We start from the raw sequence: 22,996 nt of genomic DNA, 5'->3' as shown, positions 1-22,996 counted from the left end.
CACGCGACGGACTCGCGCAGGTGTGTCCGGAGCAGTTTTGACATCAAGCTGATCGCAGGGGTGAGGGACAATGGCGACCGACTACGACGCTCCGCGCCGCAGCGAAGCCGACGAGCTGGCCGAAGACTCGTTGGAAGAGCTGAAGGCGAGGCGCAACGAGAACCAGTCCGGCGTCGTGGACGTCGACGAGGACGCGACCGCGGAGAACTTCGAGCTCCCCGGTGCCGACCTCTCCGGGCTCTCCGGTGAGGACCTGACGGTCAAGGTGGTGCCCAAGCAGGCTGACGAGTTCACCTGCTCGGTGTGTTTCCTGGTGCACCACCGGAGCCGGCTGGCCGAGGAGAGCGGGGGACGGCTGATCTGCCGCGACTGCGCCTGAGGGAGCGGGTGCGTCAGATCGGGGGTCTTCGTCGCGGGCGTGGCGGTGTGGTCACGCCCGGCGGGCAGAACAAGAGCAAGACAGCGAGGGTGACCAGGCGCCGCGCCTGGTCACCCTTCGTCGTACCCGGAGTCCTCGCGAGCGGTACCGCCGCGGACCAATTCGGCGAGCCGCTCCGGCTTGCGCGTGCTGATCAGCCAGTACGGCGTGGGATCGGCCGGGTCGGTGAGCCGCAGCCGCAGGAGCGGCCCGATCCAGCCGCGGTGCACCACGAAGGCGGCCGGGTCCGACTCGGGGCCGAGCGCCTTGCGCTTGTCGTCTTTGCCGATCACCTCGACGTCGCCGACGAACGCGAGCGGGATGTGCGCGTCGCCGACCCGCAGCTCGGGACCGTCGCCGCCGGTCACGGTCACCTTCACGCGGCCGAGCGAAAGCATCAGCAGGACCGCCAGCACCGGCAGTACCGCGAACGGCAGCCACTCCGGGACGGCGCGGAAGCCCATCGGGATCTCCGCCGCCAGCAGCACCGAGCCGAGCAGCGGCAGCGGCCAGCCCCACCAGGAGACGTACAGCCGCTCCCGGTAGCGCGGTTCGCCGTTCGCTTCGCGCGGTTGAGCCTCACCGGCCTTGCTTGCACTGGTACCCACAGGGGAAGGGTAGTCTCGCCGCCCGTGTCCATCGTGCAGGTCCCTCTCACCCGAACAGATCCCGGCGTGCCGCTCCCGGCGTACGCTCGCGACGGCGACGCCGGTGCCGATCTCGTCACCACCGCCGATGTCGTGCTCGAGCCGGGCGAACGGGTGGTGGTCGGCACGGGAGTGGCGATCGCGCTCCCGCACGGGTATGCCGGATTCGTGCACCCCAGGTCCGGTCTCGCCGCGAGGGCGGGCCTGTCGGTGGTGAACACGCCGGGGACGATCGACGCGGGCTACCGCGGCGAGATCAAAGTCTGTTTGATCAACCACGACCCGCACGAGCCGCTCGTGCTCTCGCGGGGCGACCGGATCGCGCAGCTGGTCGTCCAGCGCGTCGAGCAGGCCCGGTTCGTCGAGGTCGGCACGCTGGAGGCTCTAGGGTCTTCGGAGCGCGGCGACGGCGGCTACGGGTCCACCGGGGGACACGCGAGGCTGAGCACTGCGGTCGGGCATGGGGAAGGAACGGAGAGCTAGTGGGGATTTTCGGACGCAAGAAGAGCGCCGCGCCGGAGCAGCGCCGGGGCAGGCACGCCGCGCCCGAGCCTGACGGGGTCGAGGACGACTACGACGATTCCGACCACGCGCTGGAGGATCTGCCCGACGGCGCCGAGGGCCCGTACGACCTCGAATACGCGCCCGAGGACGAAATCCCCCGGATCGACCTCGGCTCGGTGCGGGTGCCGGTTCCCGACGGCTCGCAGGTGCAGGTCGAGATGGACCCGTCGAGCGGGGGCGTGCGCGCGGTGCACGTCGTCACCGAGCAGGGCCAGGTCACGGTCAGCGCCTACGCCGCGCCGAAGTCGGGCGGGCTGTGGAACGAGGTCGCGAACGAGCTGGCCGAGCAGCTGAAGTCGGACGGCGCCAAGGTCACCAGCGGCCGCGGCGAATGGGGCACCGAGCTGTCCGCGATCGTCGGCGAGGTCGCGCTGCGGTTCGTCGGGGTGGACGGCCCGCGCTGGATGCTGCGCGGGGTCATCGCGGGCCCGCAGTCGCAGTCGGCCGCCGCGCCCGGCGTGCTGCGCGAGATCGTGCGGCACACCGTCGTCGACCGGGGCGACTCGCCGATGCCGGTGCGGACCCCGCTGACGATCACGTTGCCGGACGCCGTCGCCGAGCACATCGCCGCCCAGCAGGCGCAGCAGTGACCAGACCGTAGGAACACCGCGCCGACCTCCGCCGAATGGCTCGTGTTCCTCGGCACCGCGACGCTGTTCGCGGTGCCGCCGGGGCTGTCCGCACTGCTCGCCACGGCGAAGGTCGCGGACTAATCCCGCAAGGCGGTGAGCAGGGCCAGTACCGCGGCCCTGCCGAGTGACTCGCGGTCCTCGCCGAGTGCGGCCAGCGTGCTTTCCACGACGGCCGCGCGGGGCAGCGCCGCCGCCCACTCGTGCGCGACCGCGGCGGGGTGCACGGGGTCGTCGACGCAGGCCGCGATGCCGACGGGCACGTCAAGCGCGGCCAGCGCGGTCAGCGCCGGGGCCGGGTGGCCCGCCGCGGCGAGCAGGCTGTCCGCCAGGCCGTCCCCGTGCCGCCGCCACGCCCGGGTGAGCTCGTCGGCGAGCCAGCGCGGCACGCCAGCCGTCGAAGCCGTCAGCGTCGCTTCCAGGCCCGTTCTGCGGACCAGATCGGCCGAGGCGCGCGCGGCCAGCGAAGCGGGCGCCTCGCCCGGCGCGCCGTGCCAGGCGGGCAGCGCGGCCAGCACCCCTGCACAGCGGTCCTGGTTCGCCACCGCCCATTCCGCGGCGAGATGGGCCCCGAACGAGATACCGCCGACGAGGATTGGCCCGGCTGCCGCGGCCGCGTCCAGCGCGGCGAGGTAGCCGGGGACGAGCCGGTCGCCTGCCGGAGGTGGCGGCAACTGCGCGTTGACGCCGAACGCGGCCAGCGGACCTGCGAAAACGGCTCCGGCGAACAGTTCGTCCGAGCCGGTGCCCGGGAGCACGACAGCGGTGCCGGCTGGGATAGCAAAGGTCACGTTGCGATCTTCGTCCAAGTCGGTTTCCCTTGCCGTCGAAGGGTTACGCTTAATCACGCACGGGCCGTTTCAGTCGGGGGCCCCGGAGCACAGGAGCACCGCATATGCCCGCCAAAGACGGCGGCTACTTCAGCCGGTTGGTTCGAAAACTGACCACGGACGTCGAGCAGCTCGACGCCGACGACCTCTCCAAGGAATCCGAAGCGGGCGGGGCGCAGCGCGCCTGCGACTGCAGGTCCGGCCAGGAAGTCACCGTGCTGGGCAGACTCCGCAGCGTGGAGCTGTGCCCGACCAACGAAGCCGCCACGCTGCAGGCGGAGTTGTTCGACGGCACCGAGGGCGTGACACTGGTGTGGCTCGGGCGGCGCCGGATCCCCGGTATCGAACCCGGCCGTACCATCAAGGTGCGGGGCCGGATGGCGGAGCGCGACGGCCAGAAGGTGCTGTACAACCCGTACTACGAGCTGCAGACCACATCCTGAGTGCCGCGACGGCGGCACTCACCCGACCGTCGAGGGCATGAACCACGTGACTGAACCAGCCAAGGACGAGCAGGCAGAGCGGGACGAGACCGAGGAGAAGCCGGAACCGACCCTGCTCGAGCAGATGGGCGGCGTGTCCGGCCTGTTCTACTCGTCGTTGCCGGTCATCGTGTTCGTGCTGGCGAACGCGTTCTTCGGGCTGACGGTCGGCATCTGGGCCGCGGTCGGCAGCGCGGTGGCGATCACCGTGCTGCGCGTGGTCCGCAAGGAGCCGCTGCAGCCCGCCATCTCCGGCTTCTTCGGGGTCGCGATCGCCGCGTTCATCGCCTACCGCACCGGGTCGGCGAAGGGGTTCTTCCTGTTCGGCATCTGGACGAGCCTCGCCTACTGCGCGGTGATGGTGGTGTCCGTGCTCGCCCGCTGGCCGCTGGCGGGGGTGGTCTGGAACCTCCTCAACCGCACCGGCACCGACTGGCGCAAGGACAAGCCGTCCCGCTTCGGCTACGACATCGCGACACTGGCGCTGGCCGCGGTGTTCGCGGCGCGGTTCGTGGTCCAGCGCTGGCTGTACAACGAGGACTACACGGGCTGGCTGGCGTTCGCGAAGATCGCGATGGGCTATCCGCTGTACGCACTGGCGCTGCTGGTCGTCGTGTGGGCCGTGCGGCGTTCCGACAAGCGCCTCAAAGCGCTCCGCGAGGCGGCGCCGCACGAAGAGACCGACGCCGAGGTCGAAGAACGCCTGCGCGCGAAGTACAGCCAGACCCCCGCCACCGAAGCCTGACCCGCGGACGATCCGTCATGCCCCGGAGGGGCCCTTCGGGGCATGTGATGCCGTGAAGGCGTCCTTGAGGGCTTGCGCCGGGATTTCGTAGCGCCTTCGGGGACCAAGCCCGGGCGGCTCCGCTCATCGCATCGGAATCGACGCGCGCGCATCATCACGGTGACCTCCGGGGACTCTGACGCCACTTTTCCCGCCCTCGCACGCGTGGAGCCAGGGCTGTTCATGCCCTGAGGGTGCCCTTTGCGGCGTTAGATGCCGTGAGGGACGCCTTCAGGGCATGTGCTTGGCGATGGGCCTGGCTGCGAGGGGAGAGTTCGCGGCGTTAGATTCCTCGAAGGTGCCCCGCAGAGAATCGGCGGGGTCGCGCTGCTCCGCCCGATCGCCCGCCTCGGGGGCCGGTCGCCCGCCGCGCTCCGATCGCCGCGCTCCGATCCGCTCCGGCTCGGTGCTTCTGTCGCGTTGCCCTGAAGGGAGCCTTCGGGGAATTCCCCGTGGGAAATCCCCTTGGCGGGGGAGGCGGGGTCAGTAGCCCAGTGCGGACTTGATGTCGGGTTCGATATCGGCCGACGCCACGAACAGCAGCTCGTCGCCAGGCTCCAGCGGGTCGTCCGGCTGCGGCACGATCACCCGGTCACCGCGCAGGATGGTGACCAGCGCGGCGTCGCGGGGCAGGTCGATCTCGCTGACCGCCTTGCCCTCCAGCGGGGTCTCCTGCGGCAGCGTCAGCTCCACCAGGTTCGCCTGGCCCTGCCGGAAGGTCATCAGGCGCACCAGGTCGCCGACGCTGACCGCCTCCTCGACCATCGCGGCCAGCATGCGCGGCGTCGACACGGCGACGTCCACGCCCCACGCGTCGGTGAACAGCCATTCGTTGGCGGGGTTGTTCACCCGCGCGACCACGCGGCGCACCGCGAACTCGGTCTTCGCCAGCAGCGACACCACGAGGTTGACCTTGTCGTCCCCGGTCGCCGCGATCACGACCTCGCACAGCTGGATGCCGGACTCCTCCAGCGTCGACACCTCGCAGGCGTCGCCGAGTACCCAGTCCGCCTGCTCGACCGTCTCCGGTTCGAACTGGTGCTGCTCGCGCTCGATCAGCATCACCTGGTGGCCGCCGTCGATGAGCTCCGCCGCGATCGACCGGCCGACCGCGCCGGCGCCCGCTATCGCTACCCGCATCAGTTCTCCTCCTCGGGGGCGTGGCGGGCGACGCTCGTGACCTCGGTGACCGTGCCCGAGTGCGCGGCGACGTAGACGGTGTCGTCGGCCTGCAGGACGGTCTTCCGGTCCGGCAGCACCCCGGTGCCGAAGCGCATGATGAACGCGACCCGCGCCCCGGTGGCGTCCTGCAGCTCGCTGACGCTGCGGCCGAGCCACTCCTCGTGCAGCGACAGCGGCAGCACCGCGACCGTGCCGGAGGGGTCGCGCCACGCGGCGGCCTGGCCGTCGGGGAGCAGGGTGCGCAGGAAGCGGTCGGTCGTCCACGGCACGGTCGCCACGGTCGGGATGCCGAGCCGCTCGTAGACCGCGGCGCGCTTGTGGTCGTAGATCCTCGCGACGACGTGCTCGACGCCGAAGTTCTCCCGCGCCACCCTCGCCGAGATGATGTTCGAGTTGTCGCCGCTGGACACCGCGGCGAACGCGCCCGCGTGCTCGATCCCGGCCTCGATCAGCACCCGGCGGTCGAACCCGACGCCGACGATCTGCTGGCCGTGGAAGTCGCTGCCGAGTCTGCGGAAGGACTGCTGGCTCTTGTCGATGACGGCGACATCGTGGCCGAGCCGCTCCAGCGCCGCGGCCAGCGACGAGCCGACCCGGCCGCAGCCCATGATCACCACGTGCACGGGTGAGCCTCCTCTGGTCAGTTCCTCCGGTGGGCAGATGTCCTCCGGTGAGCCTTCTCCGACGGCGACACGCCAGCGGAGAACCTACCGTGTCGAGTGTGCCGTTACGCTTCGGCGGTGTCGAAGTTCCCGACCGCGCTGAAGAGGCTCGTCCTCGGCCGCCCGTTCCGCAGTGACCGGCTGGCGCACACCCTCCTCCCCAAGCGCATCGCGCTGCCCATCTTCGCCTCGGACGCGTTGTCCAGCGTCGCCTACGCGCCAGAGGAGATCTTCCTGACGCTGAGCGTGGCGGGCCTGTCCGCCTACGCCTACGCGCCGTGGATCGGGGTGGCCGTCGCGCTGGTCATGCTGGTGGTGGTCGCCTCCTACCGGCAGAACGTGCACGCCTACCCCAGCGGTGGCGGCGACTACGAGGTCGCGGGCACCAACCTCGGCGGCAAGTTCGGGTTGACGGTGGCGAGCGCGCTGCTGGTGGACTACGTGCTGACCGTCGCGGTGTCCACTTCGTCCGGTGTGGCCAACATCGGCTCGGCGATCCCGTTCGTCGCCGATCACAAGGTCCTGTTCGCGGTGGCCATCGTGGCGCTGCTGGCGGCGCTGAACCTGCGTGGCGTCCGGGAATCGGGCAAGGCGTTCGCGATCCCGACCTACGGGTTCATCATCGGCATCTTCGGCATGGTGGTGTGGGGCCTGTTCGAGGTGTTCAGCGGCACCGAGATGAAGGCCGAGAGCGCGGGCTTCGAGCTGCACGCGGAGCAGTCGCTCACCGGGTTCGCGTTCGTCTTCCTCATCCTGCGCTCGTTCTCCTCCGGCGCCGCCGCGCTGACCGGGGTCGAGGCGATCAGCAACGGCGTGCCCGCGTTCCAGAAGCCGAAGTCGAAGAACGCCGCCACCACGCTGCTGATGATGGGCGTGCTCGCGGTGACGATGCTGATCGGCATCATCACGCTGGCCATCGTCACCGACGTCAAGTACGCCGAGGACCCGGCGCGCCAGCTCACCGGCACTCCCGCCGGCTACGAGCAGAAGACGATCGTCGCGCAGATCGCGCACGCGGTGTTCGCCGACTTCCCGCCCGCCTTCTACTACATCTCGTTCAGCACCGGGATCATCCTGCTGCTCGCCGCGAACACCGCGTTCAACGGGTTCCCGGTGCTCGGCTCGATCCTCGCGCAGGACCGCTACCTCCCGCGCCAGCTGCACACCAGGGGCGACCGGCTCGCCTTCTCCAACGGCATCCTCTTTCTCGCCGCGTTCGCGCTGGTGCTGATCTTCGCCTTCGACGCTGAGGTCACCAAGCTGATCCAGCTCTACATCGTCGGCGTGTTCGTGTCGTTCACGGTGAGCCAGGCGGGCATGATCCGGCACTGGAACCGCTTGCTGGCCAAGGAAACCGATGGCGGTGTCCGGCGGCGGATGCGGCGCTCGCAGGCCGTCAACGCGGTCGGGCTGACCCTCACCTCGACCGTGCTGGTGATCGTGCTCATCACGAAGTTCCTGCTCGGCGCGTGGATCGCGATCGCGGCCATGGTGGCGATCTTCCTGCTGATGACCGCGATCCGAAGGCACTACGACCGCGTCGCCGACGAGCTCGCCGAGGCCGACCAGGCGCCGGCCGTGCTGCCCTCGCGCAACCACGCGATCGTGCTGGTGTCCAAACTGCACCGGCCGACGCTGCGCGCGCTCGCCTACGCCAAGGCCGTCCGTCCCGACGTGCTGGAGGCGGTCACCGTCAACGTCGACGACGCCGACACCCGTGCGCTGGTCGCGGACTGGGATCGGCACAAGTTTTCCGTGCCGCTCAAGGTGATCGAGTCGCCCTACCGGGAAATCACCAGGCCGGTACTGGAATACGTGAAGCGCAAGCGCGGCGCGAACCCGCGCGACGTGGTCACCGTGTTCATCCCGGAGTACGTGGTCGGCCGGTGGTGGGAGCAGATCCTGCACAACCAGAGTGCGTTGCGGCTCAAGGGAAGGCTGCTGTTCCAGCCGGGCGTCATGGTGACGAGCGTGCCGTGGCAGCTCGCCTCGTCGGAGAAGGCGAAGGAGCGCAACCGCCGTGTCCGGCCCGCTGCCGGTGACGTGCGCCGTGGCCTCTACGTCGCCGGGCGCGCCGCCACTGCTGCGAAACCGAAGGCGACAGAGCCTCCGAAGGCGACAGAGCCTCCGAAGCCTCCGGAGCCGCCCAAGCCGGACAAGGAGAAAACTGGATGACCGAGGTGGCCAGCTGGCTCGGCAGGAAGCTGGAGCTGGAGGTCGGCGCCGTCGCGCACGGCGGGCACTGCGTGTCCAGAGTGGACGGACGGGTGGTGTTCGTCCGGCACGCGCTGCCCGGTGAGCGGGTGACCGCGACCGTCACCGAGGACAAGGGCGGCTCGTTCTGCCGCGCGGACGCGGTGGCCGTGCACGAGGCGTCGGCGGGCAGGGTCGAGCCGCCGTGCCCGGTCGCGGTGCCCGGCGGCTGCGGCGGCTGCGACTGGCAGCACGCGGACGCCGCGTTGCAGCGGGAACTCAAGGCCGCCGTGGTCGAAGAGCAGTTGCACCGGCTCGCCGGGATCGAGCGCGAGGTGCTGGTGGAGGAGCTGCCAGGCGGACCGCTCGGCTGGCGCACGCGGGTCCGGCTGGTCGCCGGCCGCGACGGGCGCGCGGGTCTGCGCGAGCACCGCAGCCACCGGGTGATCCCGCTCGACGACTGCCCGATCACCGTGCCGGGCGCGCTCGGCGGCGTGCTGGCCGAAACCTGGCGTCCCGGCAGCGAGATCGAGGTCACCCGCGACGCCGGCGGTGAAGTCCACGTGCGCGAGCAGAACACCTGGCGCGGCCGGGTCCGGTCGCACCGGATCAGCGGAGGAGAGGCCGTCCAGCGCGCCGCGGGGCGGGACTGGCGGCTCGACGCGCACGGCTTCTGGCAGGTGCACCCCGCGGCCGCCGAGACCTTGGCCGCTGTCGTCGGGGAGTGGGCGGAGGCACCGCGCGGCGGGGTGGCGTGGGACCTGTACGCGGGCGTCGGGCTGTTCGCCTCGGTGCTGGCGGAGCAGGTCGGCCCGGCGGGGCGGGTGCGGGCCGTCGAGTCCGGCAGGCGCGCGGTGGCCGACGGCGAGGCGAACCTCGCGGATCTCCCGCAGGTCAAGTGGTCGAGCGGGCTCGTCGAGGACGTGGTGGCCCAGGCCGAGAAACCGGTCGACGTGGTGGTGCTCGACCCGCCGCGCAAGGGTGCGGGCCGTGCCGTCGTGGACGCGATCGCGGCGGGCGAGCCGGATCGGATCGTGTACGTGGCCTGCGACCCGGCCGCACTCGCGCGCGATCTCGCGATCTTCGCCGGGCACGGGTACGGGCTCTCCGATCTGCGCGCGTTCGACGCGTTCCCGATGACCCACCACGTGGAGTGCGTGGCGCTGCTGCAGTGATTTTCGTCGGTGCCTGCTGCGATGCTCTGGTGATGGTGCCGAATGTGACGATCGATTGTGCGGATCCGGTGCGGCTGGTGTCGTTCTGGGTGGAGGCGTTGGATTACGTGCCGCAGCCGCCGCCGGGTGGGCACGCGACCTGGCGTGGCTATTGGCAGGAGATGGGTGTGCCGCCGGAGGAGTTGCCGGAGGGTGCCGGTGACACGCCGGAGTCCATTGTGGATCCGGAGGGGCGCGGGCCGCGGATCTGGTTTCAGCAGGTGCCGGAGCCCAAGACGGTGAAGAACAGGGTGCACCTCGACCTCGAGGTCGGTGGCGGGCGCGAGGTCCCGCTCCCGGAGCGCACCCGGCGCGTGACCGTCAAGGTGGAGCGGCTCGTCGCGGCCGGTGCCACCGTGCTGCAGGTGCTGGACCGGCCCGAGATGGACTACTACGCGGTCGTGCTGCAGGACCCCGAGGACAACGAGTTCTGCGTGGGATGAACGAGCGCGAACGCCCCGCTCAAGACGCGGGGCGTTCGACCGGCGCCGTCGGTTCAGAGCGCGGTGAACCGTCCCGTGGCCCACGCCCGGTCGGCGGGCTCGGCGATCTCGTCGACGACCACCCCGTCCGAGACGTACTCGATCGGCTCGACCAGCCCCCGTTTGACCGCCTCGTACCAGGCTTCGTGCGGGCCGACGCCCCACGGGCGCCACGGCACCATGTCGTCGACCACCACGATCGCCCCCGGTTTCGCGATCTTCCTGCTGTTCTGGATGTCGGCGTAGGCGACGTCGTAGTCGTGACCACCGTCGACGAATACGAGATCGGGCTGCTCCCGCTTGTCCTCGGCATAACGCGGGAGGGTGTCCAGCGAGTTTCCCAGCACCAGTTCGTGCCGGTCCGGATAACGCGCGTCGATGAATTCCTTGGCGAGATCGACCGAAATTCGCCTGTCGATCTCGAATGAGACCACCTTGACCTCGGGAAGACCTTCGAGGAAGGCCATCGCGGAGAATCCGACGTTGAACCCGATCTCGGCGACCACGCCGGCCTTCGTCCTGCGGGCAAGCTCTTGCAGGTAAACCGCTTCGGCCGCGGTCGCGCCGCCTTCGTAGACCGGAGCATGCCGTTGTTTGACGTACTCGTAAATTTCCCACATGAGCTTTTCGATCGTGCTCGTGTCCTGGGTGGAGTCGGTTTCCATGACGTCTCCATCATCTTCTTCGTCAAGATCGGCGCTGTTCGGGAAGTCAAGAAGTACTACAAAGCGCCCGGCAACTCCAGTGCGTCAATTTATGTATGAGCCGATTACTGATTCACGGTCTTGGACGGCTCATGCCCGTGACAAATTCAGCTTCCCGCGGGCGGGTGCTCCCGGCGCCGGGAGACGTACTCGACCGCCGCCCCGGCCAGGATCAGCACGCCGGCCGCCAGCAGGCCCCAGGCGCACAGGCCCGGTTCGACGGTCCCCTGCGGGAACAGGGTGTCCGCGCCGCCGAGGCCGGAGACGAGGTACCACCCGAGCCAGCTCGTGATGATCGCGCCGGGCACCGCGGCGATCAGCGTGAGCCGCCAGCGCCCGATCATCAGCGCGAGCAGTGCGGGCCCCGCCGCGGCGGCGAGACCGACCACGAACCAGGCCGCCTCGTCCACGCGCATGAACCGCTCGTCCACCCGCGCCGCGCCGTCGATGAGCGCCGAATGCGTCCAGACCGACAGCGGCCACAGGAACGCCAAGCCGCCCACGGCCACCCCGACGAGTACCACGACGGCCGCCGCGCGACGACCGACCGCGTTTCCGCTCACCCCGAGCCCCATCCCCTCCGACGCCGAACGCCCCGGCGTGCGCGACCAGCGCGAGCACGGGGTTGTCACCAGTTTGCTGCAGGAATGCCCGGCAAGCCAGGAGGTTATCCGTTGACGTCATCAGCCAGCGTGTCGGCGCAGTCTCACCGGCCCGTCCGCGACCCCGGCGGGCCTGCCGGGGTGCTCATGGGAAACCGCTCAGGTTGGCGACGTTGGTGGCCGGATCGGACGGTCCGCCGCGGTCGTTGACGACGTGGTTGATCGTGCCGGTCCCGCCGAGCGAAACCGTCACCACGCTGTGGAACCGGACACCGGCGGTCTCCGGCGCTTCGAAGGACCGTTCCGCGACGACGGCGGGGTCGACGTTGAAGAAGCAGTAGCTGCCGAGTCCCCACGCCTCGTGGCTCGTCACGCCGTCGCCGACCTTGTAGGCCGCGTACCCCTTCGTCCCGCCGTTCATCCAGGCGGCCTGGTCCGGCGGGTCGTAGGGGAGTTCGTTCTGGTAGAAGTACGTCCGCCCGCCGTTGCCGTTCCAGATCGTCTGGTACTTCTGGTAGTGCTCGACGAACAGGCCGTACGCGGTCACGTCGTCCCCGTTCACCACGAGCCCGGTGTCCGCGGTGTTGATGTCCCAGCCGACGCCGTCACCGTGGTCGGCACGCCAGATCCACAGGTGGTCGCCGAGCACATCCGAGCTGTTGATCACCAGGCTCGTGGTGGCCCTGCCGACGCCGGCGCCGCCGACCCGGAAGAACACGTCGTGCAGCGACACCGGGTTCGCCGCGTGCGACCCGGCCGAGCCCGCCGGGCCGACCTCCAGCAGGACAGGGGAGTTCACCGGCCCGGCGTCGAACAGCAGCCCGGCCACCTTCACCCCGTCGACGTCGGCGACCCGCATCGCGGCGACGCCGTTGCCGGGCACCAGCGTGGCGAGCCCGAGCCCGAGCACCACGGTGTCCGGCCGGTCCACCTCGAGCGCCTGGCCGAGGTGGTAGACCCCGGGGGTGAACAGCAGGTGCTTGCCGGTGGCGAGCGCGGCGTTGATCGTCGACGCGGAGTCGCCCGGCTTCGCGATGAAGAACTCGCCGATCGGCAGCGAAGACCCCGGCTGCGTGCCGCCCGACCACGTCGTGCCGCGCGCGTCGTGGCGAAGGGCGGGGACGAACACCTGGTAGGCGCCCGTGTCATCGACGTGGAGGAACGGCTTTTCCCGCACCACGGGCGCTTTGTCCACTGTGGTGAACGGCGGGTTCGGGAAGCTGGTGGCCGGCGCGTTCTCGGCGCCGACGAACACCATGTTCCAGTTGGACCCCTGCCAGCTTCCCCAGCGCGCGTTGCGCGAGATCCACTGCTGCTGCGAGCCCGAGCGGATCTGTCCGTCCACAACGGAGTCGGCGAGGTAGCCGCCGCTCGACCAGCCGCCGTCGTCGAGCTGCAGCGAGCCCCGCAGGTGCATGCGGCGGTACGGCGCGGCCTGCGACACCGCCCACCGGTCGGTGCCGCCGACCGGGTTCACCGACAGGTTCTCCGCCGAGCGCCAGAAGTTCTGGGTCGCGTTGCCGTCGAACCAGCCGGCCTCGGCGTGCACCGCGCCGTTGATGGTGACGTCGTCCGGGCTCAGGCCCAGCCCGGCGACCTGGGTGTAGAACCCGACGTTGGCGTCCGCGTCGTAGGCGCCGGGCTTGAACAGCAGCGCGAATCGCTCACCGCCGAACTGGTTGCTCTCCTGGCACGCGAAGACGGAGTCCAGTTCGTCCTGGATCCGCGAAGCGGGCATCGATGGGTCGAACACGATCACGTTCGGCCCGAAGTCGGGAGTGCCCGGTGCGCTGCCGGGGTCGGCGGCGGAGTTCACCGCGGCTGACTGGGCCGGTCCGCCGGTGCCCGTCCGCTGCCGGAGCGGCGTACTGTCCGCAGTGGACGTTTGAGGGAAGTGGCACGTTCCGCTCGCTCGGTGGACGAAATGGCGCGAGCCTCCCGCTTCCTCGACGACCTGCTGGCTGGCACCAGCACTGTAACCCGGTAGCAGCCGGACTATTTTGTTGGTACTGGCAACAAAGTATCGCGGACCTTGATCGCTCATGACAATGATCCGTTCGAGGGCTGCGCCGTCCGGGTGACGACTTTCGTCGCCCGGTTATGACCGCGATCGGTGAGGGCCGCGACCGCGATGGCCGCGGCACGCCACGGTGATCGTCGCGAACCTGCGCGCGGAGCTGGCCGGGTCGCCTACCGGCCGGGGCCCGTGGCCATCCTGCTGTTCAAGAGCGCGGGATCGCGGCTCGACAGCACGCTCGAACTGCTCGGCCCGGCCGCCGTGAACTCCTGATCAGCGGTCGGCCACCAGGTGGTCGAGCAGCTTGCCGACCACCTCGGTGGACCGCTCGCCCTCCGGTGCGCCCTCGACGTGCACGGCGTTGAAGGCCAGGCCGTCGAGCACCGCGCAGACGAGTTCCGTGTTCGTCTCGACGTCCTGCACGCGCGCGGCGCGCAGGATGTGCCTGACCAGGGTGCGGGGTCCCCGGTGCATCTTTTCGGCGAGCGCGCGGAGCGTGGGGTTCAGCCGCGACTCCGCGAGGAACGCGAAGCTGATCGTCGTCTCGTCCCGCCGCCGCTCGTCGAGCGGCAGGAACTCGGAAAGCATTTTCATCACCGAAGCGCGCTTGTCGGCACCGGCGTCCAGGGCGGCGACGTGCTCGCCGACGCGCTCGGTGACCCGCGCGTACATCGTTTCGGCGGCGAAGATCAGCAGGTCCTCGTGGCTCGCGAAGTAGTGGCGGACCGAGCCGACGTTGAGCTCGGCCTCGGCCGCCACCCTGCGCAGCGACGCGGCTTGCACGCCTTCGCGGGCGACGAGGCGGAACACGGCCTCGGCGATGTCGGTGCGGCGGAGTTCGGGATCGACGACCTTGGGCATCGACCCATGATATCCCACTTGTGATATCTTCGATTTATCTCAACTGGGATAAATAATGATTGCGGGGAAGGGAACGCCTGTGCCGAGCGTCTTCTGGCTTGTCGTGGTGGGCGTGCTGGTCGTGGTGCTCGTCGTCAAACGGTTCCGCGGTGGCCCGCTGACCGCGCGGGACGCCTTCGTGTCCCCGGTCGTGCTGCTGGGGATCGGGGCCTACGAGCTGACGAAGGTGCCCGAGTTCAGCGGGCTCGACATCGGCTGGCTCGTACTGGGCACCGTTGTCGGGCTCGTCTTCGGCGGGCTGCGCGGCACCACCACGTTGCTGTCCGAACGCGACGGTGGGCTGTGGCAGCGGTATACGAAGTGGACGGTGGCGGTCTGGCTGATCGCGTCGGCTTCGAGCTTCGGGCTCGGCGTGCTCGGGGTCGCGCTCGGCGCGCACGAGGAAGCGCGCCCCATCGTGCTGTCGGTCGGGATCAGCCTCATCGGGGAGGCCGCCGTGGTCGGGTTCAGGGCGAAGGCATTGGGGGTGCGCTTCGCCCCGGAACCCGCCAGGCGGCGGTGGGTCTAGTACTGCCGCGGCGGGCGGTACCCGGCCTGCGGGTGCGGTGCTTGCGGGTACTGCTGAAATCCCTGCGCGGGCGGGAATCCTTGCGGCTGGGCGAATCCCGGCAGGATCTGCTGGGTGACCGTGTCGGAGCCGCGGTCGCGCCTGCGCCGGATCGCGACGGCCAGCCGCCATCCGCACCCGGCCGCGACCACCGCGCCGATCCCGAGCGTGACCCACCGGCCACCGGACTTGAAGGTGTTCGCGGCGTCGATCGCTTCCTGCCGCTTTTCTTCGTAGCTCTTGCGGGACTTCGTGCCGTACGAGGTCGTCTCGCAGTACGTGCCGGGCCGCATGGCCTCGCTGCCGCACAGCACGCCGCCGCTGTCGCCGGTCCCGAAAGCGCCGAGCGCCATCAACGCCAGTCCGAACAGCAGCCCGATGGACCACCAGACCACGCTCTTCATCCGTTGCCCCTTTTGGCTCAATCCGGCGAGTCGGGGCATATCAGACCACAGATCGCCCTGTTACGCATCTACTTTCGATGTCACATTTGAAACGGTGAGCCCGTGGAGCGTGGTGGCGGGCGGGCGGCCGCCGGTGAGCAGGAGCGCGGTGATCCGGTCGGCGCTGCCGGGGGCGAAGTGCACGTGGCCGCCGGGGAGTTCGGCGATCCGGCCCGTCGGGTCGAGCGGCACCCGCGCGACGCGGCTCAACCAGGCCGCGGACGCCTCCGGATCGGGGGTCTCCACGACGAACCCGGCCAGATCGTGCTCGCCGCGGTTGACGCGCCCGTCGGGTGCCTGGCGCATGAGCACCTCCGGCGCGGGGGAGTAGGTGATGAAGAACGGCGCCCAGTCCGGCGCGCCCTTCAGGACGACCTCGTGGAACGACACCGGCGAGCCTTCGAGCGTGAAGGTGGTCAGTTCCGGGCGGTGCCCTTCCTCGCGCAGCCGGTCCGCGGTCTCGGCCGCGTCGGTCACGTGGATCGCGAAGTTGAGCGCGCCGCCGCCGTTGCCGATCAGCGAGTCGATCGCGGGCATCCAGTCGGCGATCGCGATGCCGAACGGGGATGCGGAGAACTCGGCGCGGTCTTCGACGGTCAGGATCTCGATGTACCGGGTGTCGAGCCGCCACGCGCCGTTGCGCATCCCGAGATGCGGCGGGTTCACGTGTGCGGGGAGCCCGGCCGAGGTGTAGTCGGCGACCGCGCGGTGCACGTCGGGCACGCAGTGCAGGAGATGGTCGAACTTCGGTGACTCGGACATGTCTGCGCCTCCCAGTTTAGGTAAGGCTCAGCTTATCCCGTCGCTTCCGCGAGAAGATGCCAGTGGCCGTGACGGCCAGCACGACCGCGCCTGCCACGATCCTGCGGCGCACCCGGATCCGGCCGCCCGCCGCCACGATCCGCCCGAGGTCGACCGGGCGGAAACCGTCCGGTGGACGCACCGCGCGCAGGGCGGATCGCAGGTGCTCCACCGTGGTCATGCGGACCGTTCCATGTCCGTTCCTACGGGCGCCGGCCCCGAAAGGTTGACCGGGATGACGTTCCGGTGGTGTCCACATCGGACCGGAAGCTGCTCGGGGTGCACGTGTTCGGCACCTAGCGGCTCGGCGCGGGTGTCGTCGCGCTCGGCGGAGGCCCGCAGGTGTCGACGGCGTCGACCGGCTTGTCGGGATCGAAGATGTTGGTCTCCTTCGGGCCGGGCAACGCGTCGGTGTCGCGTTTTTCGCTGTACGCCGGTGCGAGGAAACCCCTGGCGTTCGCGTCGCAGGCCATCGAATAGGTCTCGCCGCCTTGCGAATCTCCTGACGACAGGCCCTGGTCGGCGGCCTCGTAGCGCGCACCCTTCCGGAGCACGAAATCGCCCTCGACCTTGTGGAACACGACGTGGTCACCTGGCCCGGTGAGCGAATCCGGGTCAGGTGCGTCGAAGGCGTAGGCGATGACGTAGGCGGTGTGCACGACCAGCTCACCCGGATCGTCGCCGTGACGAGCGCTGAGCTTCCCGTTCAGGCGCGGGCCGGTGGGCAGCAGGTGGAAGCCGTCGGCCACCCTGACCACGAAGGTGGAGGTCTTCCCGCCGTCGGTGCCGTCCAGGATCTCCTTGACCCGCTTGGCTTCGTTCGGTGCGAGCAGTGCGAGATAGGCGCTGGTGTCGTGACCTTCGAGCATCTTGCGGTCGAGATCGGACGCGGTGATCACCTGCTTGACGCGCTCGTAGGCGTCGCCGACCTCCTTCGCGCTGAACCCTCCGATCGCGACGGGAGCGGGCGCGGTGAACCCGGCGGCGCCGTCCCGCCACGCGTCGGCGGGGGTGTTCGCGAAGGGTGCCTTCAAATCGACCTTCGCGCGGTCGGGCAACGTGTTCCGCGACGCGGACGCGTCCGGGTTCGCGGATCGCTGCACGAGGACTACGGCGATACCGATGAGCACCACGGCGACGAGACCGCCGACGATCCAGCTCCGCGCGCGCAGCACCGGCTTCCCCGGCTTGCGGGGCCGCATCCGCCGCAGGGTCCGGCGGCGCCGCGACTTCCGCACCTCGGTCCACGCTTCGCGTTCGGCGTACCTCTGCCAATCCGGGTCCATCAGTTCCGGGTGTGTTTCGATCTCCCGTTCATCCATCGTGGACGACCCCTCCAGAGCGACTCGACACCACCTCATCGCCGCAGGAGACCTGCCGTTACGCCGTTCCCCGTGGATCAGGTGCGGAAACGGCCCGGTTAGACTGGGGTGATCCGCCGTCCGTTGCTGGGGAGCCCGCTTGTCCGAGGTGAAAGCGAAGGCGCGGCAGCGGCGGATCGCACTGGCGGGAATCGCGGTGACGGCCGTCTCCTTCGTGGTGTTCGCGATCATCGGCGGCGGTTTCCTCGACCTGCACGTCTACCGCGCCGGCGGGTACGCGTGGCTGCACGGCATCGGCCTCTACTCCGACGGCTTCCCGCGGCTGGTCCCGGTGCTGCCGCTGCCGTTCACCTACCCGCCGCTGGCCGCGATCCTGTTCGCGCCCGTGTCGGCGCTGCCGTGGCAGGTGGCGAAGTTCACGATCACGCTGGTCAGCGTCGCCGCGCTGGTGGCGACGACCGCGCTGGTCGCCCGGCGGCTGCTCGGGACGGGCAGGGCGGCCACGATCGCCGGCTCCGGTGCCGCGGCCGTGTCGCTGCTGTTCGAGCCCGTTCGCAAGACCGTCGAGTTCGGACAGGTCAACCTGCTGCTGATGGGCCTGGTCGCGCTCGACTGCCTGCTGCCGCGCACCCGGTGGCCACGCGGGCTGCTGGTCGGTCTCGCCGCCGCGATCAAGCTGACGCCCGCGGTGTTCGTGCTGTTCTTCCTGGTGCGGCGGCAGTACCGGGCGGCGGCCGTGTCGGTCGCGTCGTTCGCGGGGTTCGGGCTGGCCGGGTACGCGCTCGCGCCGTCCGACACCGCGGACTACTGGTTCGGCGTGCTGCTGCACCCGGAGCGCATCGGCGGTGTCACGTACCCGTTCAACCAGTGCTACCAGGCGATCCTGCACCGGCTCCTGCCCGACGGGACGGTGCTGAGCGCGCTCTGGTTCGCGTTGGTCGTGCTCACGATCGGCCTCGCGGTGACGGCGGCCGCGCGGGCGCGTGCCGCCGGCGACGACGTGACGGCCTTGCTCGCGATCGCGGTCGGGGGACTGCTCGCGTCGCCGGTGAGCTGGTCGCACCACTGGGTGTGGGTGGTGCCCGCCGGTATCGCGATGGCCCACCGCTTCGGCTCGACGTGGCGTGGCCGCGCGCTCACCGCCGCGGTGCTGCTGGTGTACGCGGTCGGTGCGCACGCGTACCTGCCCGACGGCGGCGCCGAGCTGAACTGGGCGTGGTGGCAGCACCTCCTCGGCTCGTCTTACGTGCTGGTGGGGCTCGGCGCGCTCGCCGTGCTGGCGCTGCGTCCGGCGCGCGACCGGATTCCCGTGGCGCCGGAGGCTGCCGCCTGCCGTGAAGGAGGTGCCGGCCTTGCGTGAGCTGCCGCTCGTCGGGGACCTGAAGTCCGACTGTGCCAACTGCTTCGGCCTGTGCTGCGTCGCGCTCGCCTTCACCAGGTCCGCGGATTTCGCGGTGGACAAGGAAATCGGCGAACCATGCCGGAACCTGGCGGCGGACTTCCGCTGCGGGATCCACCGCGATCTCCGGGAAAAGGGGTTCGCTGGCTGCACCGTGTTCGAGTGCTTCGGTGCGGGGCAACGGGTTTCGCAGGTGACCTACGGCGGCACGAGCTGGCGCGCGGAACCGGGGACGGCGAACGAGATGTACGCCGTGTTCGGGGTGATGCGGCAGCTACACGAACTCGAGTGGTACCTCGCCGAAGCGATCGTGCTCCGCCCGGCCGAAGACCTTCGCGCGGTGCTGGCGAAGACCGAAGCGTTCGCGCGGGAGAGCCCGGAAGTGTTGCTGGCGCTGGACATCGCCGCGCACCGGGAGGAGGTCAACGTCCTGCTCCTGCGGACGAGCGAAGCGGTCCGCGCGGAGTTCCGGACCAAGAAGAAGGAGCGCCGTGGCGCGGACCTCATCGGCGCGAAGCTGCGGAAGGCCGATCTGCGCGGCGCGAACCTGCGCGGGGCGTACCTCATCGGGGCGGACCTGCGCGGTGCCGACCTGCGGCTGGCCGATCTCATCGGCGCCGACCTCCGTGGCACCGATCTCCGCGCCGCGGATCTGACGGGCAGCTTCTTCGTCACCCAGGCCCAGCTCAACGCGGCGAAGGGCGATTCGGCGACCAAGATCCCCGCCTCGCTCGAACGTCCGGGCCACTGGTCGCGTGCAGTCAATTCTTGACGGGATTTTCGCTCGTATGGTTAATCGGCACCGCTGAGGGTTGTGCCGCCATCGCGGCGCGCTTACGGTCGGAAGACCAGCGGAAGGGCGAGCCATGCGTCTCGGGACGGAAACCACGCCAGGCGGGCTGTCGGTCACGACCACCCGCCTCGGGGACGAGACGGTGCTGGTGGAGCTGGCAGGCGACGTCGATTTGTCCACTGTGGACCAAGTCGGCGCGCGGCTGTCCTCGGCGTTGTGCCCGCCCGTGCCGAGGTTCGTCCTCCTCGACTGCGGCGAGGTCGGCTTCCTTTCCTGCGCCGGTCTGCGCGCGCTGATCGAAGGCGACCGGATGGCCGATGACGTCGACGCCGAACTGTGCGTTTGCGGGCTGGGGCGAGATCCGCTCCGCGCGGTGCGGATGGCCGGGGTGGCCGACGTGCTCAGCGTCTACGAATCCCTGGAGGAAGCACTGTTCGCGGTGCGGGTGTAGTACTTCCGCGCGCGAAACGCGGTTGAGGCCCGCCCGCCGATGGCGAGCGGGCCTCAACGGGCAAGGGCTCAGGCGAGGGAAAGGCCGTACGCCTGCAGTTCGAGCGTCAGCGGGTAGAAGTAGCTGGTCTGGGTGTCGCCACCGGACAGGGTGCCGAGACCGGTCGAGCCGTCGTAGGCCGGGCCGCCGGAGTCACCGTGGTCGGTGTGGGCCGTGGTGCCGAACTCGTGGTTGAGCACGCCCACGTCGAAGTTCACCGACTCGTCGACCGAGGTGATCTGGCCGCCGCCACCGCCGGTGGTCGAGCCCTGCTTCTGCATCTGCTCGCCGACGGTCGGCTCGCCCGCCTTGTCGATCTGCTGGCCGGTGTTGATCTCGCCGGGGCCGGTGCCGTTCGGGCGGGTCAGCAGGCCGGAGTCGGCGTCGGGGCAGTCGCTTTCGACGACCTCCGCACCGCTCACGTCGCCGCCGGACCAGGTGCCGCCGAGGTTGGTGCAGTGCCCGGCGGTGAGCAGGAACGGCGAGCCGCCCCTGGTCACGTTGAAGCCGAGCGAGCAGCGGCCCTGGTTGTTCTGGATCGCGTCGCCGTCGGCGATGTGCAGTTCGAGCTTGCCGGTCCGGTGCTCGACGCGGACCTTGTCGCCCTGCTGCTGCGCGGCCGAGGTGACCTTGGCCGCGGTGGCGGGGCTGGCCGCGTCGTAGATCTTCACGACGACCTGGTTGGTGCTGGTGTCGATGCCCCACGCGGTCTGCGGCACGCCCTTGACCGCGTCGAGCGCGTTCTTCGTGGCGGTCAGCGCGGCGAAGCTGTGCTTGACCTGCTTGGCGGTCAGTCCCGCCGCTTCGACCTGCTGAGCGGCCGCGCCGTCCAGCACGTTCACGACGGCCTTGCCGTGGTCGAGGTAGTAACCGCCGGAAGCCGAGCCGAGCGCGTCGGCGACCTGGTCCGCCTGGCTGATCGCGAACTGCTGTGCCTGTGCGAGCGAGACGCTCGGGGCCGCGCTGGCCGAGGGAAGGGACATGCTGAACGCGAGCGCGGTGCCCGCGAACACGGCGAAACCGGCGAGGGACTTCTTGGGAGCCATCAACATCCTCCTGGATCAGAGCAGGGTGGAGAACGTGCGCGAAGGGGACGCGCAGTGGAACCGGAGCACGTGGAATCATGGAGCGCGTGTCATACCGGCCGCTACCGACCAAGGTTGGTTATTAACCAAAGCTCCGGGCAATTCCACCCTTGTGATCTAGCTGCACTTATGACACTGGGCCGAACGGCAGAACCACTGGTACGGACGGAATCCGGCAACACTTTGCCAAAGCTTTACCATAAATGGGGAAATTCTTGAATTGCGGGGCGCAATTCAAGGGAATCGGCGCCGATCAGCCTAGGGTCAGGAGCCCGATCGCCGCACCGGCGCCGAGCAGCCCCGCCGCCTGCGGCCAGGTGAGCCGTTCACGAAGTGCGGTGACGCCGAGCAGCACCGGGACGGCCGGGTACAGCGACGACAGCACCACGGCGATGCTCACGATCTGGTAGCGCGCCGAGAGCAGGTAGCAGACGAGCGCGAGTGCGGCGATCCCGCCGGTGAGCGCGGCGGCGGCGCCGAGCCGCGGCGAAGGGCGTTCCGCCGACCGTGCCATCGGCAGGACCGTGAGCGACGCCGCGAGCCGTCCGGCGACGATCGGCCAGATCCCCGAAGAAGGTGCCGCCTGCGCGAGCGCGAGGTACTGCAGCGCGATTCCCACGCTGGCGATCAGCGCGTCGGGCACGGCGGCGGGGTCGGTGCCCTCGCCGCGCTTGCGGGACACCAGCCACAGCGCGGGCAGTGCCACCGCGATCCCGGTCCACGCGAGCGGCGTCGGCCGGTCGCCGAGCAGCGCCACGCCGGCGAGCACCGGCAGCGCGACCCCGCCCACCGCGCTCACCGGCACGACCACGCTCATCGCGCCCCTGCTCAGTCCTTTGTAGAGGAACGCCATGCCGAGCCCGGTGCCGACCCCGGACAGCGCTCCCCAGCCGAGGTCGGCGAGCGCGACACCGGGGCTCGGCACGAACGGCGCGACGAGCACGGCGAGCACCAGCCCGCTCACCTGCCCGGTGAGCGCGATCGCCGCCGGGTTGGCACGGCGGGAAAGCAGCCCTCCGGCGTAGTCCGCGACGCCGTAGCAGAGTGCGGATGCCAGTGCCAGCAAGGAACCCATCACGGCGTCCCTTGTGGACACCGCGCGGCGTCGCGTTCGGCCTGTCCCACCGGGCAGACCGCGTCGGCGGTGCAGCTCGCCCGGTCGCACAGGCGGCACAGCAGTTCGGCGTCGCGGACGCGGTCGTAGGCACCGGAGAGCAGGATTTCGAGCAGTCCGGCGAGGGTGTCGCGCTGCTCGGCGTCCAGGCCGTCGAGCAGTCCGGCGAGCGGCGTCCCGCGCGCGGTGAGCGCCGAGCGCGCGGCCTCGCGTCCCCCAGCGGTGAGCCGCACGGCGACGGCGCGTCCCCGCCCGGCGTGCCGCTTGGCGAGACCGGCCGACTCCAGCGAGTCGACCATCCGCGCCGCGGCGGACTGGGTGAGGCCGACGCGTTTGCCGAGTTCGGTGACGCTGACCTCGGGCGAGCCTGCCAGCACCACCAGCGCCGATGCGCCGCTCGCGCTCAGCCCGGTCGCTTTGGTGGCCTCGCCGAGGGTCAGGTCGGCCACCGCCAGCGCGGTGGCACCGAGCAGGTTCGCCGTCCTGTCATGCATGACTCATGCATATCAACTCGTGGGCAGACGGGCAACCTCGCTGGCGATGGCTCCTCGCCCGCGCCACTGTGGTTGGCGACGGCCGAACGGAGTAGCGCGAAGCCTTGATCGCACCCTTTCGAAACCAGACGGGTTTCATTTCCTTTCGCGGTGTTGACTCCCAATTTCGCCGGTGGC

28 protein-coding genes are annotated in these 22,996 nt (G+C 70.1%); 13 read left to right on the top strand and 15 right to left on the bottom strand.

Going from position 1 to position 22,996, the window contains the following annotated elements; genetic code table 11:
- Positions 1-70 precede the first annotated feature (70 nt).
- A complete protein-coding gene (locus tag ABD256_RS16830; RefSeq protein WP_005164528.1) occupies positions 71-379 on the top strand; it encodes a DUF4193 domain-containing protein in 309 nt (102 codons plus the stop codon).
- A 110-nt stretch (positions 380-489) separates the two neighbouring features.
- On the opposite strand, the gene ABD256_RS16825 is transcribed toward ABD256_RS16830, so the two are convergent.
- Positions 490-1,026, bottom strand: coding sequence for a DUF3093 domain-containing protein (locus tag ABD256_RS16825; RefSeq protein ID WP_344418858.1), 537 nt, complete (start codon positions 1,024-1,026; stop codon positions 490-492).
- Between the two features lie 24 nt (positions 1,027-1,050).
- On the opposite strand from ABD256_RS16825, the gene dut reads away from it, so the two are divergent.
- Both dut and ABD256_RS16815 read left to right on the top strand, forming a co-directional pair.
- Positions 1,051-1,548, top strand: coding sequence for a dUTP diphosphatase (dut, locus tag ABD256_RS16820; protein ID WP_344418855.1), 498 nt, complete (start codon positions 1,051-1,053; stop codon positions 1,546-1,548).
- Entirely contained in the window at positions 1,548-2,219 is a 672-nt protein-coding gene (locus ABD256_RS16815) for a DUF3710 domain-containing protein (RefSeq protein WP_344418852.1), read from the top strand. Before dut ends, ABD256_RS16815 begins: the two co-directional genes overlap by 1 nt.
- A 119-nt stretch (positions 2,220-2,338) precedes the next feature.
- Here the strand turns inward: ABD256_RS16815 and ABD256_RS16810 are convergent, their stop codons facing one another.
- The gene (locus ABD256_RS16810; RefSeq protein WP_344418850.1) at positions 2,339-3,049 is read right to left on the bottom strand and encodes an alpha/beta hydrolase; all 711 of its coding nucleotides are present in this window, start codon (positions 3,047-3,049) and stop codon (positions 2,339-2,341) included.
- A 104-nt stretch (positions 3,050-3,153) separates the two neighbouring features.
- Here ABD256_RS16810 and ABD256_RS16805 point away from each other — a divergent pair, with 104 nt between their 5' ends.
- Both ABD256_RS16805 and ABD256_RS16800 read left to right on the top strand, forming a co-directional pair.
- Positions 3,154-3,531 carry an OB-fold nucleic acid binding domain-containing protein gene (locus ABD256_RS16805; RefSeq protein ID WP_215543077.1) on the top strand — a complete coding sequence of 126 codons (378 nt, stop codon included), beginning with the start codon at positions 3,154-3,156 and terminating at the stop codon, positions 3,529-3,531.
- A gap of 46 nt (positions 3,532-3,577) precedes the next feature.
- Positions 3,578-4,315 carry a DUF3159 domain-containing protein gene (locus ABD256_RS16800; RefSeq protein ID WP_425546465.1) on the top strand — a complete coding sequence of 246 codons (738 nt, stop codon included), beginning with the start codon at positions 3,578-3,580 and terminating at the stop codon, positions 4,313-4,315.
- Positions 4,316-4,837: 522 nt separating this feature from the next.
- Here ABD256_RS16800 and ABD256_RS16795 read toward each other — a convergent pair.
- The gene (locus tag ABD256_RS16795; RefSeq protein ID WP_344418837.1) at positions 4,838-5,494 is read right to left on the bottom strand and encodes a potassium channel family protein; all 657 of its coding nucleotides are present in this window, start codon (positions 5,492-5,494) and stop codon (positions 4,838-4,840) included.
- A complete protein-coding gene (locus ABD256_RS16790; RefSeq protein WP_344418834.1) occupies positions 5,494-6,159 on the bottom strand; it encodes a potassium channel family protein in 666 nt (221 codons plus the stop codon). The genes ABD256_RS16795 and ABD256_RS16790 overlap by 1 nt, the downstream gene beginning before the upstream one ends.
- 117 nt (positions 6,160-6,276) lie before the next feature.
- Between ABD256_RS16790 and ABD256_RS16785 the strand changes: the two genes are divergently transcribed.
- From ABD256_RS16785 to ABD256_RS16775, 3 genes are read left to right on the top strand one after another with little or no spacing between them, the layout of a single operon-like run.
- Positions 6,277-8,373: an APC family permease gene (locus ABD256_RS16785; protein WP_344418831.1), complete on the top strand. Its 2,097-nt coding sequence runs from the start codon at positions 6,277-6,279 to the stop codon at positions 8,371-8,373.
- The gene (locus tag ABD256_RS16780; protein ID WP_344418829.1) at positions 8,370-9,566 is read left to right on the top strand and encodes a class I SAM-dependent RNA methyltransferase; all 1,197 of its coding nucleotides are present in this window, start codon (positions 8,370-8,372) and stop codon (positions 9,564-9,566) included. The genes ABD256_RS16785 and ABD256_RS16780 overlap by 4 nt, the downstream gene beginning before the upstream one ends.
- A 44-nt stretch (positions 9,567-9,610) precedes the next feature.
- Positions 9,611-10,048 (top strand): VOC family protein, encoded by a 438-nt coding sequence (locus ABD256_RS16775; protein ID WP_344418827.1) that lies wholly within the window; start codon positions 9,611-9,613, stop codon positions 10,046-10,048.
- Positions 10,049-10,101: 53 nt separating this feature from the next.
- On the opposite strand, the gene ABD256_RS16770 is transcribed toward ABD256_RS16775, so the two are convergent.
- The 3 genes from ABD256_RS16770 to ABD256_RS16760 all read right to left on the bottom strand — a co-directional run bounded on the left by ABD256_RS16770 (position 10,102) and on the right by ABD256_RS16760 (position 13,131).
- Positions 10,102-10,752 carry an O-methyltransferase gene (locus tag ABD256_RS16770; protein ID WP_344418824.1) on the bottom strand — a complete coding sequence of 217 codons (651 nt, stop codon included), beginning with the start codon at positions 10,750-10,752 and terminating at the stop codon, positions 10,102-10,104.
- 146 nt (positions 10,753-10,898) lie between these two features.
- Complete coding sequence (locus ABD256_RS16765; RefSeq protein ID WP_344418821.1) at positions 10,899-11,354, bottom strand: hypothetical protein; 456 nt, start codon at positions 11,352-11,354, stop codon at positions 10,899-10,901.
- Positions 11,355-11,538: 184 nt separating this feature from the next.
- Entirely contained in the window at positions 11,539-13,131 is a 1,593-nt protein-coding gene (locus ABD256_RS16760) for a coagulation factor 5/8 type domain-containing protein (protein ID WP_344419215.1), read from the bottom strand.
- 375 nt (positions 13,132-13,506) lie between these two features.
- Here ABD256_RS16760 and ABD256_RS16755 point away from each other — a divergent pair, with 375 nt between their 5' ends.
- On the top strand, positions 13,507-13,683 hold the full coding sequence (locus tag ABD256_RS16755) for a hypothetical protein (protein ID WP_344418818.1): 177 nt from the start codon (positions 13,507-13,509) through the stop codon (positions 13,681-13,683).
- Here the strand turns inward: ABD256_RS16755 and ABD256_RS16750 are convergent, their stop codons facing one another.
- On the bottom strand, positions 13,684-14,271 hold the full coding sequence (locus tag ABD256_RS16750; RefSeq protein WP_344418815.1) for a TetR/AcrR family transcriptional regulator: 588 nt from the start codon (positions 14,269-14,271) through the stop codon (positions 13,684-13,686).
- 79 nt (positions 14,272-14,350) lie between these two features.
- Between ABD256_RS16750 and ABD256_RS16745 the strand changes: the two genes are divergently transcribed.
- Entirely contained in the window at positions 14,351-14,839 is a 489-nt protein-coding gene (locus ABD256_RS16745) for a DUF1453 domain-containing protein (RefSeq protein WP_344418812.1), read from the top strand.
- On the opposite strand, the gene ABD256_RS16740 is transcribed toward ABD256_RS16745, so the two are convergent.
- The 4 genes from ABD256_RS16740 to ABD256_RS16725 all read right to left on the bottom strand — a co-directional run bounded on the left by ABD256_RS16740 (position 14,836) and on the right by ABD256_RS16725 (position 17,444).
- Positions 14,836-15,282 (bottom strand): hypothetical protein, encoded by a 447-nt coding sequence (locus tag ABD256_RS16740; RefSeq protein ID WP_344418808.1) that lies wholly within the window; start codon positions 15,280-15,282, stop codon positions 14,836-14,838. The genes ABD256_RS16745 and ABD256_RS16740 overlap by 4 nt on opposite strands.
- 60 nt (positions 15,283-15,342) lie before the next feature.
- Positions 15,343-16,083 (bottom strand): VOC family protein, encoded by a 741-nt coding sequence (locus tag ABD256_RS16735; protein ID WP_344418806.1) that lies wholly within the window; start codon positions 16,081-16,083, stop codon positions 15,343-15,345.
- 16 nt (positions 16,084-16,099) lie between these two features.
- On the bottom strand, positions 16,100-16,303 hold the full coding sequence (locus tag ABD256_RS16730) for a hypothetical protein (protein ID WP_344418803.1): 204 nt from the start codon (positions 16,301-16,303) through the stop codon (positions 16,100-16,102).
- A gap of 115 nt (positions 16,304-16,418) precedes the next feature.
- On the bottom strand, positions 16,419-17,444 hold the full coding sequence (locus ABD256_RS16725; RefSeq protein ID WP_344418800.1) for a hypothetical protein: 1,026 nt from the start codon (positions 17,442-17,444) through the stop codon (positions 16,419-16,421).
- Between the two features lie 148 nt (positions 17,445-17,592).
- Between ABD256_RS16725 and ABD256_RS16720 the strand changes: the two genes are divergently transcribed.
- The 3 genes from ABD256_RS16720 (at position 17,593) to ABD256_RS16710 (ending at position 20,087) form a co-directional block, all read left to right on the top strand.
- Positions 17,593-18,804: a glycosyltransferase 87 family protein gene (locus tag ABD256_RS16720; protein WP_344419213.1), complete on the top strand. Its 1,212-nt coding sequence runs from the start codon at positions 17,593-17,595 to the stop codon at positions 18,802-18,804.
- A gap of 1 nt (position 18,805) precedes the next feature.
- Complete coding sequence (locus ABD256_RS16715) at positions 18,806-19,615, top strand: pentapeptide repeat-containing protein (protein ID WP_344419211.1); 810 nt, start codon at positions 18,806-18,808, stop codon at positions 19,613-19,615.
- A 94-nt stretch (positions 19,616-19,709) separates the two neighbouring features.
- The gene (locus tag ABD256_RS16710) at positions 19,710-20,087 is read left to right on the top strand and encodes an STAS domain-containing protein (RefSeq protein WP_344418798.1); all 378 of its coding nucleotides are present in this window, start codon (positions 19,710-19,712) and stop codon (positions 20,085-20,087) included.
- Positions 20,088-20,155: 68 nt separating this feature from the next.
- On the opposite strand, the gene ABD256_RS16705 is transcribed toward ABD256_RS16710, so the two are convergent.
- From ABD256_RS16705 to ABD256_RS16695, 3 genes are all read right to left on the bottom strand, one after another.
- Positions 20,156-21,172: a S1 family peptidase gene (locus ABD256_RS16705; RefSeq protein ID WP_344418796.1), complete on the bottom strand. Its 1,017-nt coding sequence runs from the start codon at positions 21,170-21,172 to the stop codon at positions 20,156-20,158.
- 292 nt (positions 21,173-21,464) lie between these two features.
- Positions 21,465-22,286: an EamA family transporter gene (locus ABD256_RS16700; RefSeq protein ID WP_344418794.1), complete on the bottom strand. Its 822-nt coding sequence runs from the start codon at positions 22,284-22,286 to the stop codon at positions 21,465-21,467.
- Positions 22,286-22,819: a MarR family winged helix-turn-helix transcriptional regulator gene (locus ABD256_RS16695; RefSeq protein WP_344418792.1), complete on the bottom strand. Its 534-nt coding sequence runs from the start codon at positions 22,817-22,819 to the stop codon at positions 22,286-22,288. The genes ABD256_RS16700 and ABD256_RS16695 overlap by 1 nt, the downstream gene beginning before the upstream one ends.
- Positions 22,820-22,996 lie beyond the last annotated feature (177 nt).

Origin of the sequence: Amycolatopsis minnesotensis (genome assembly GCF_039529815.1) — a bacterium.
GTDB lineage: Bacteria > Actinomycetota > Actinomycetes > Mycobacteriales > Pseudonocardiaceae > Amycolatopsis > Amycolatopsis minnesotensis.
This window is presented reverse-complemented; position numbering and strand designations above follow the sequence as displayed.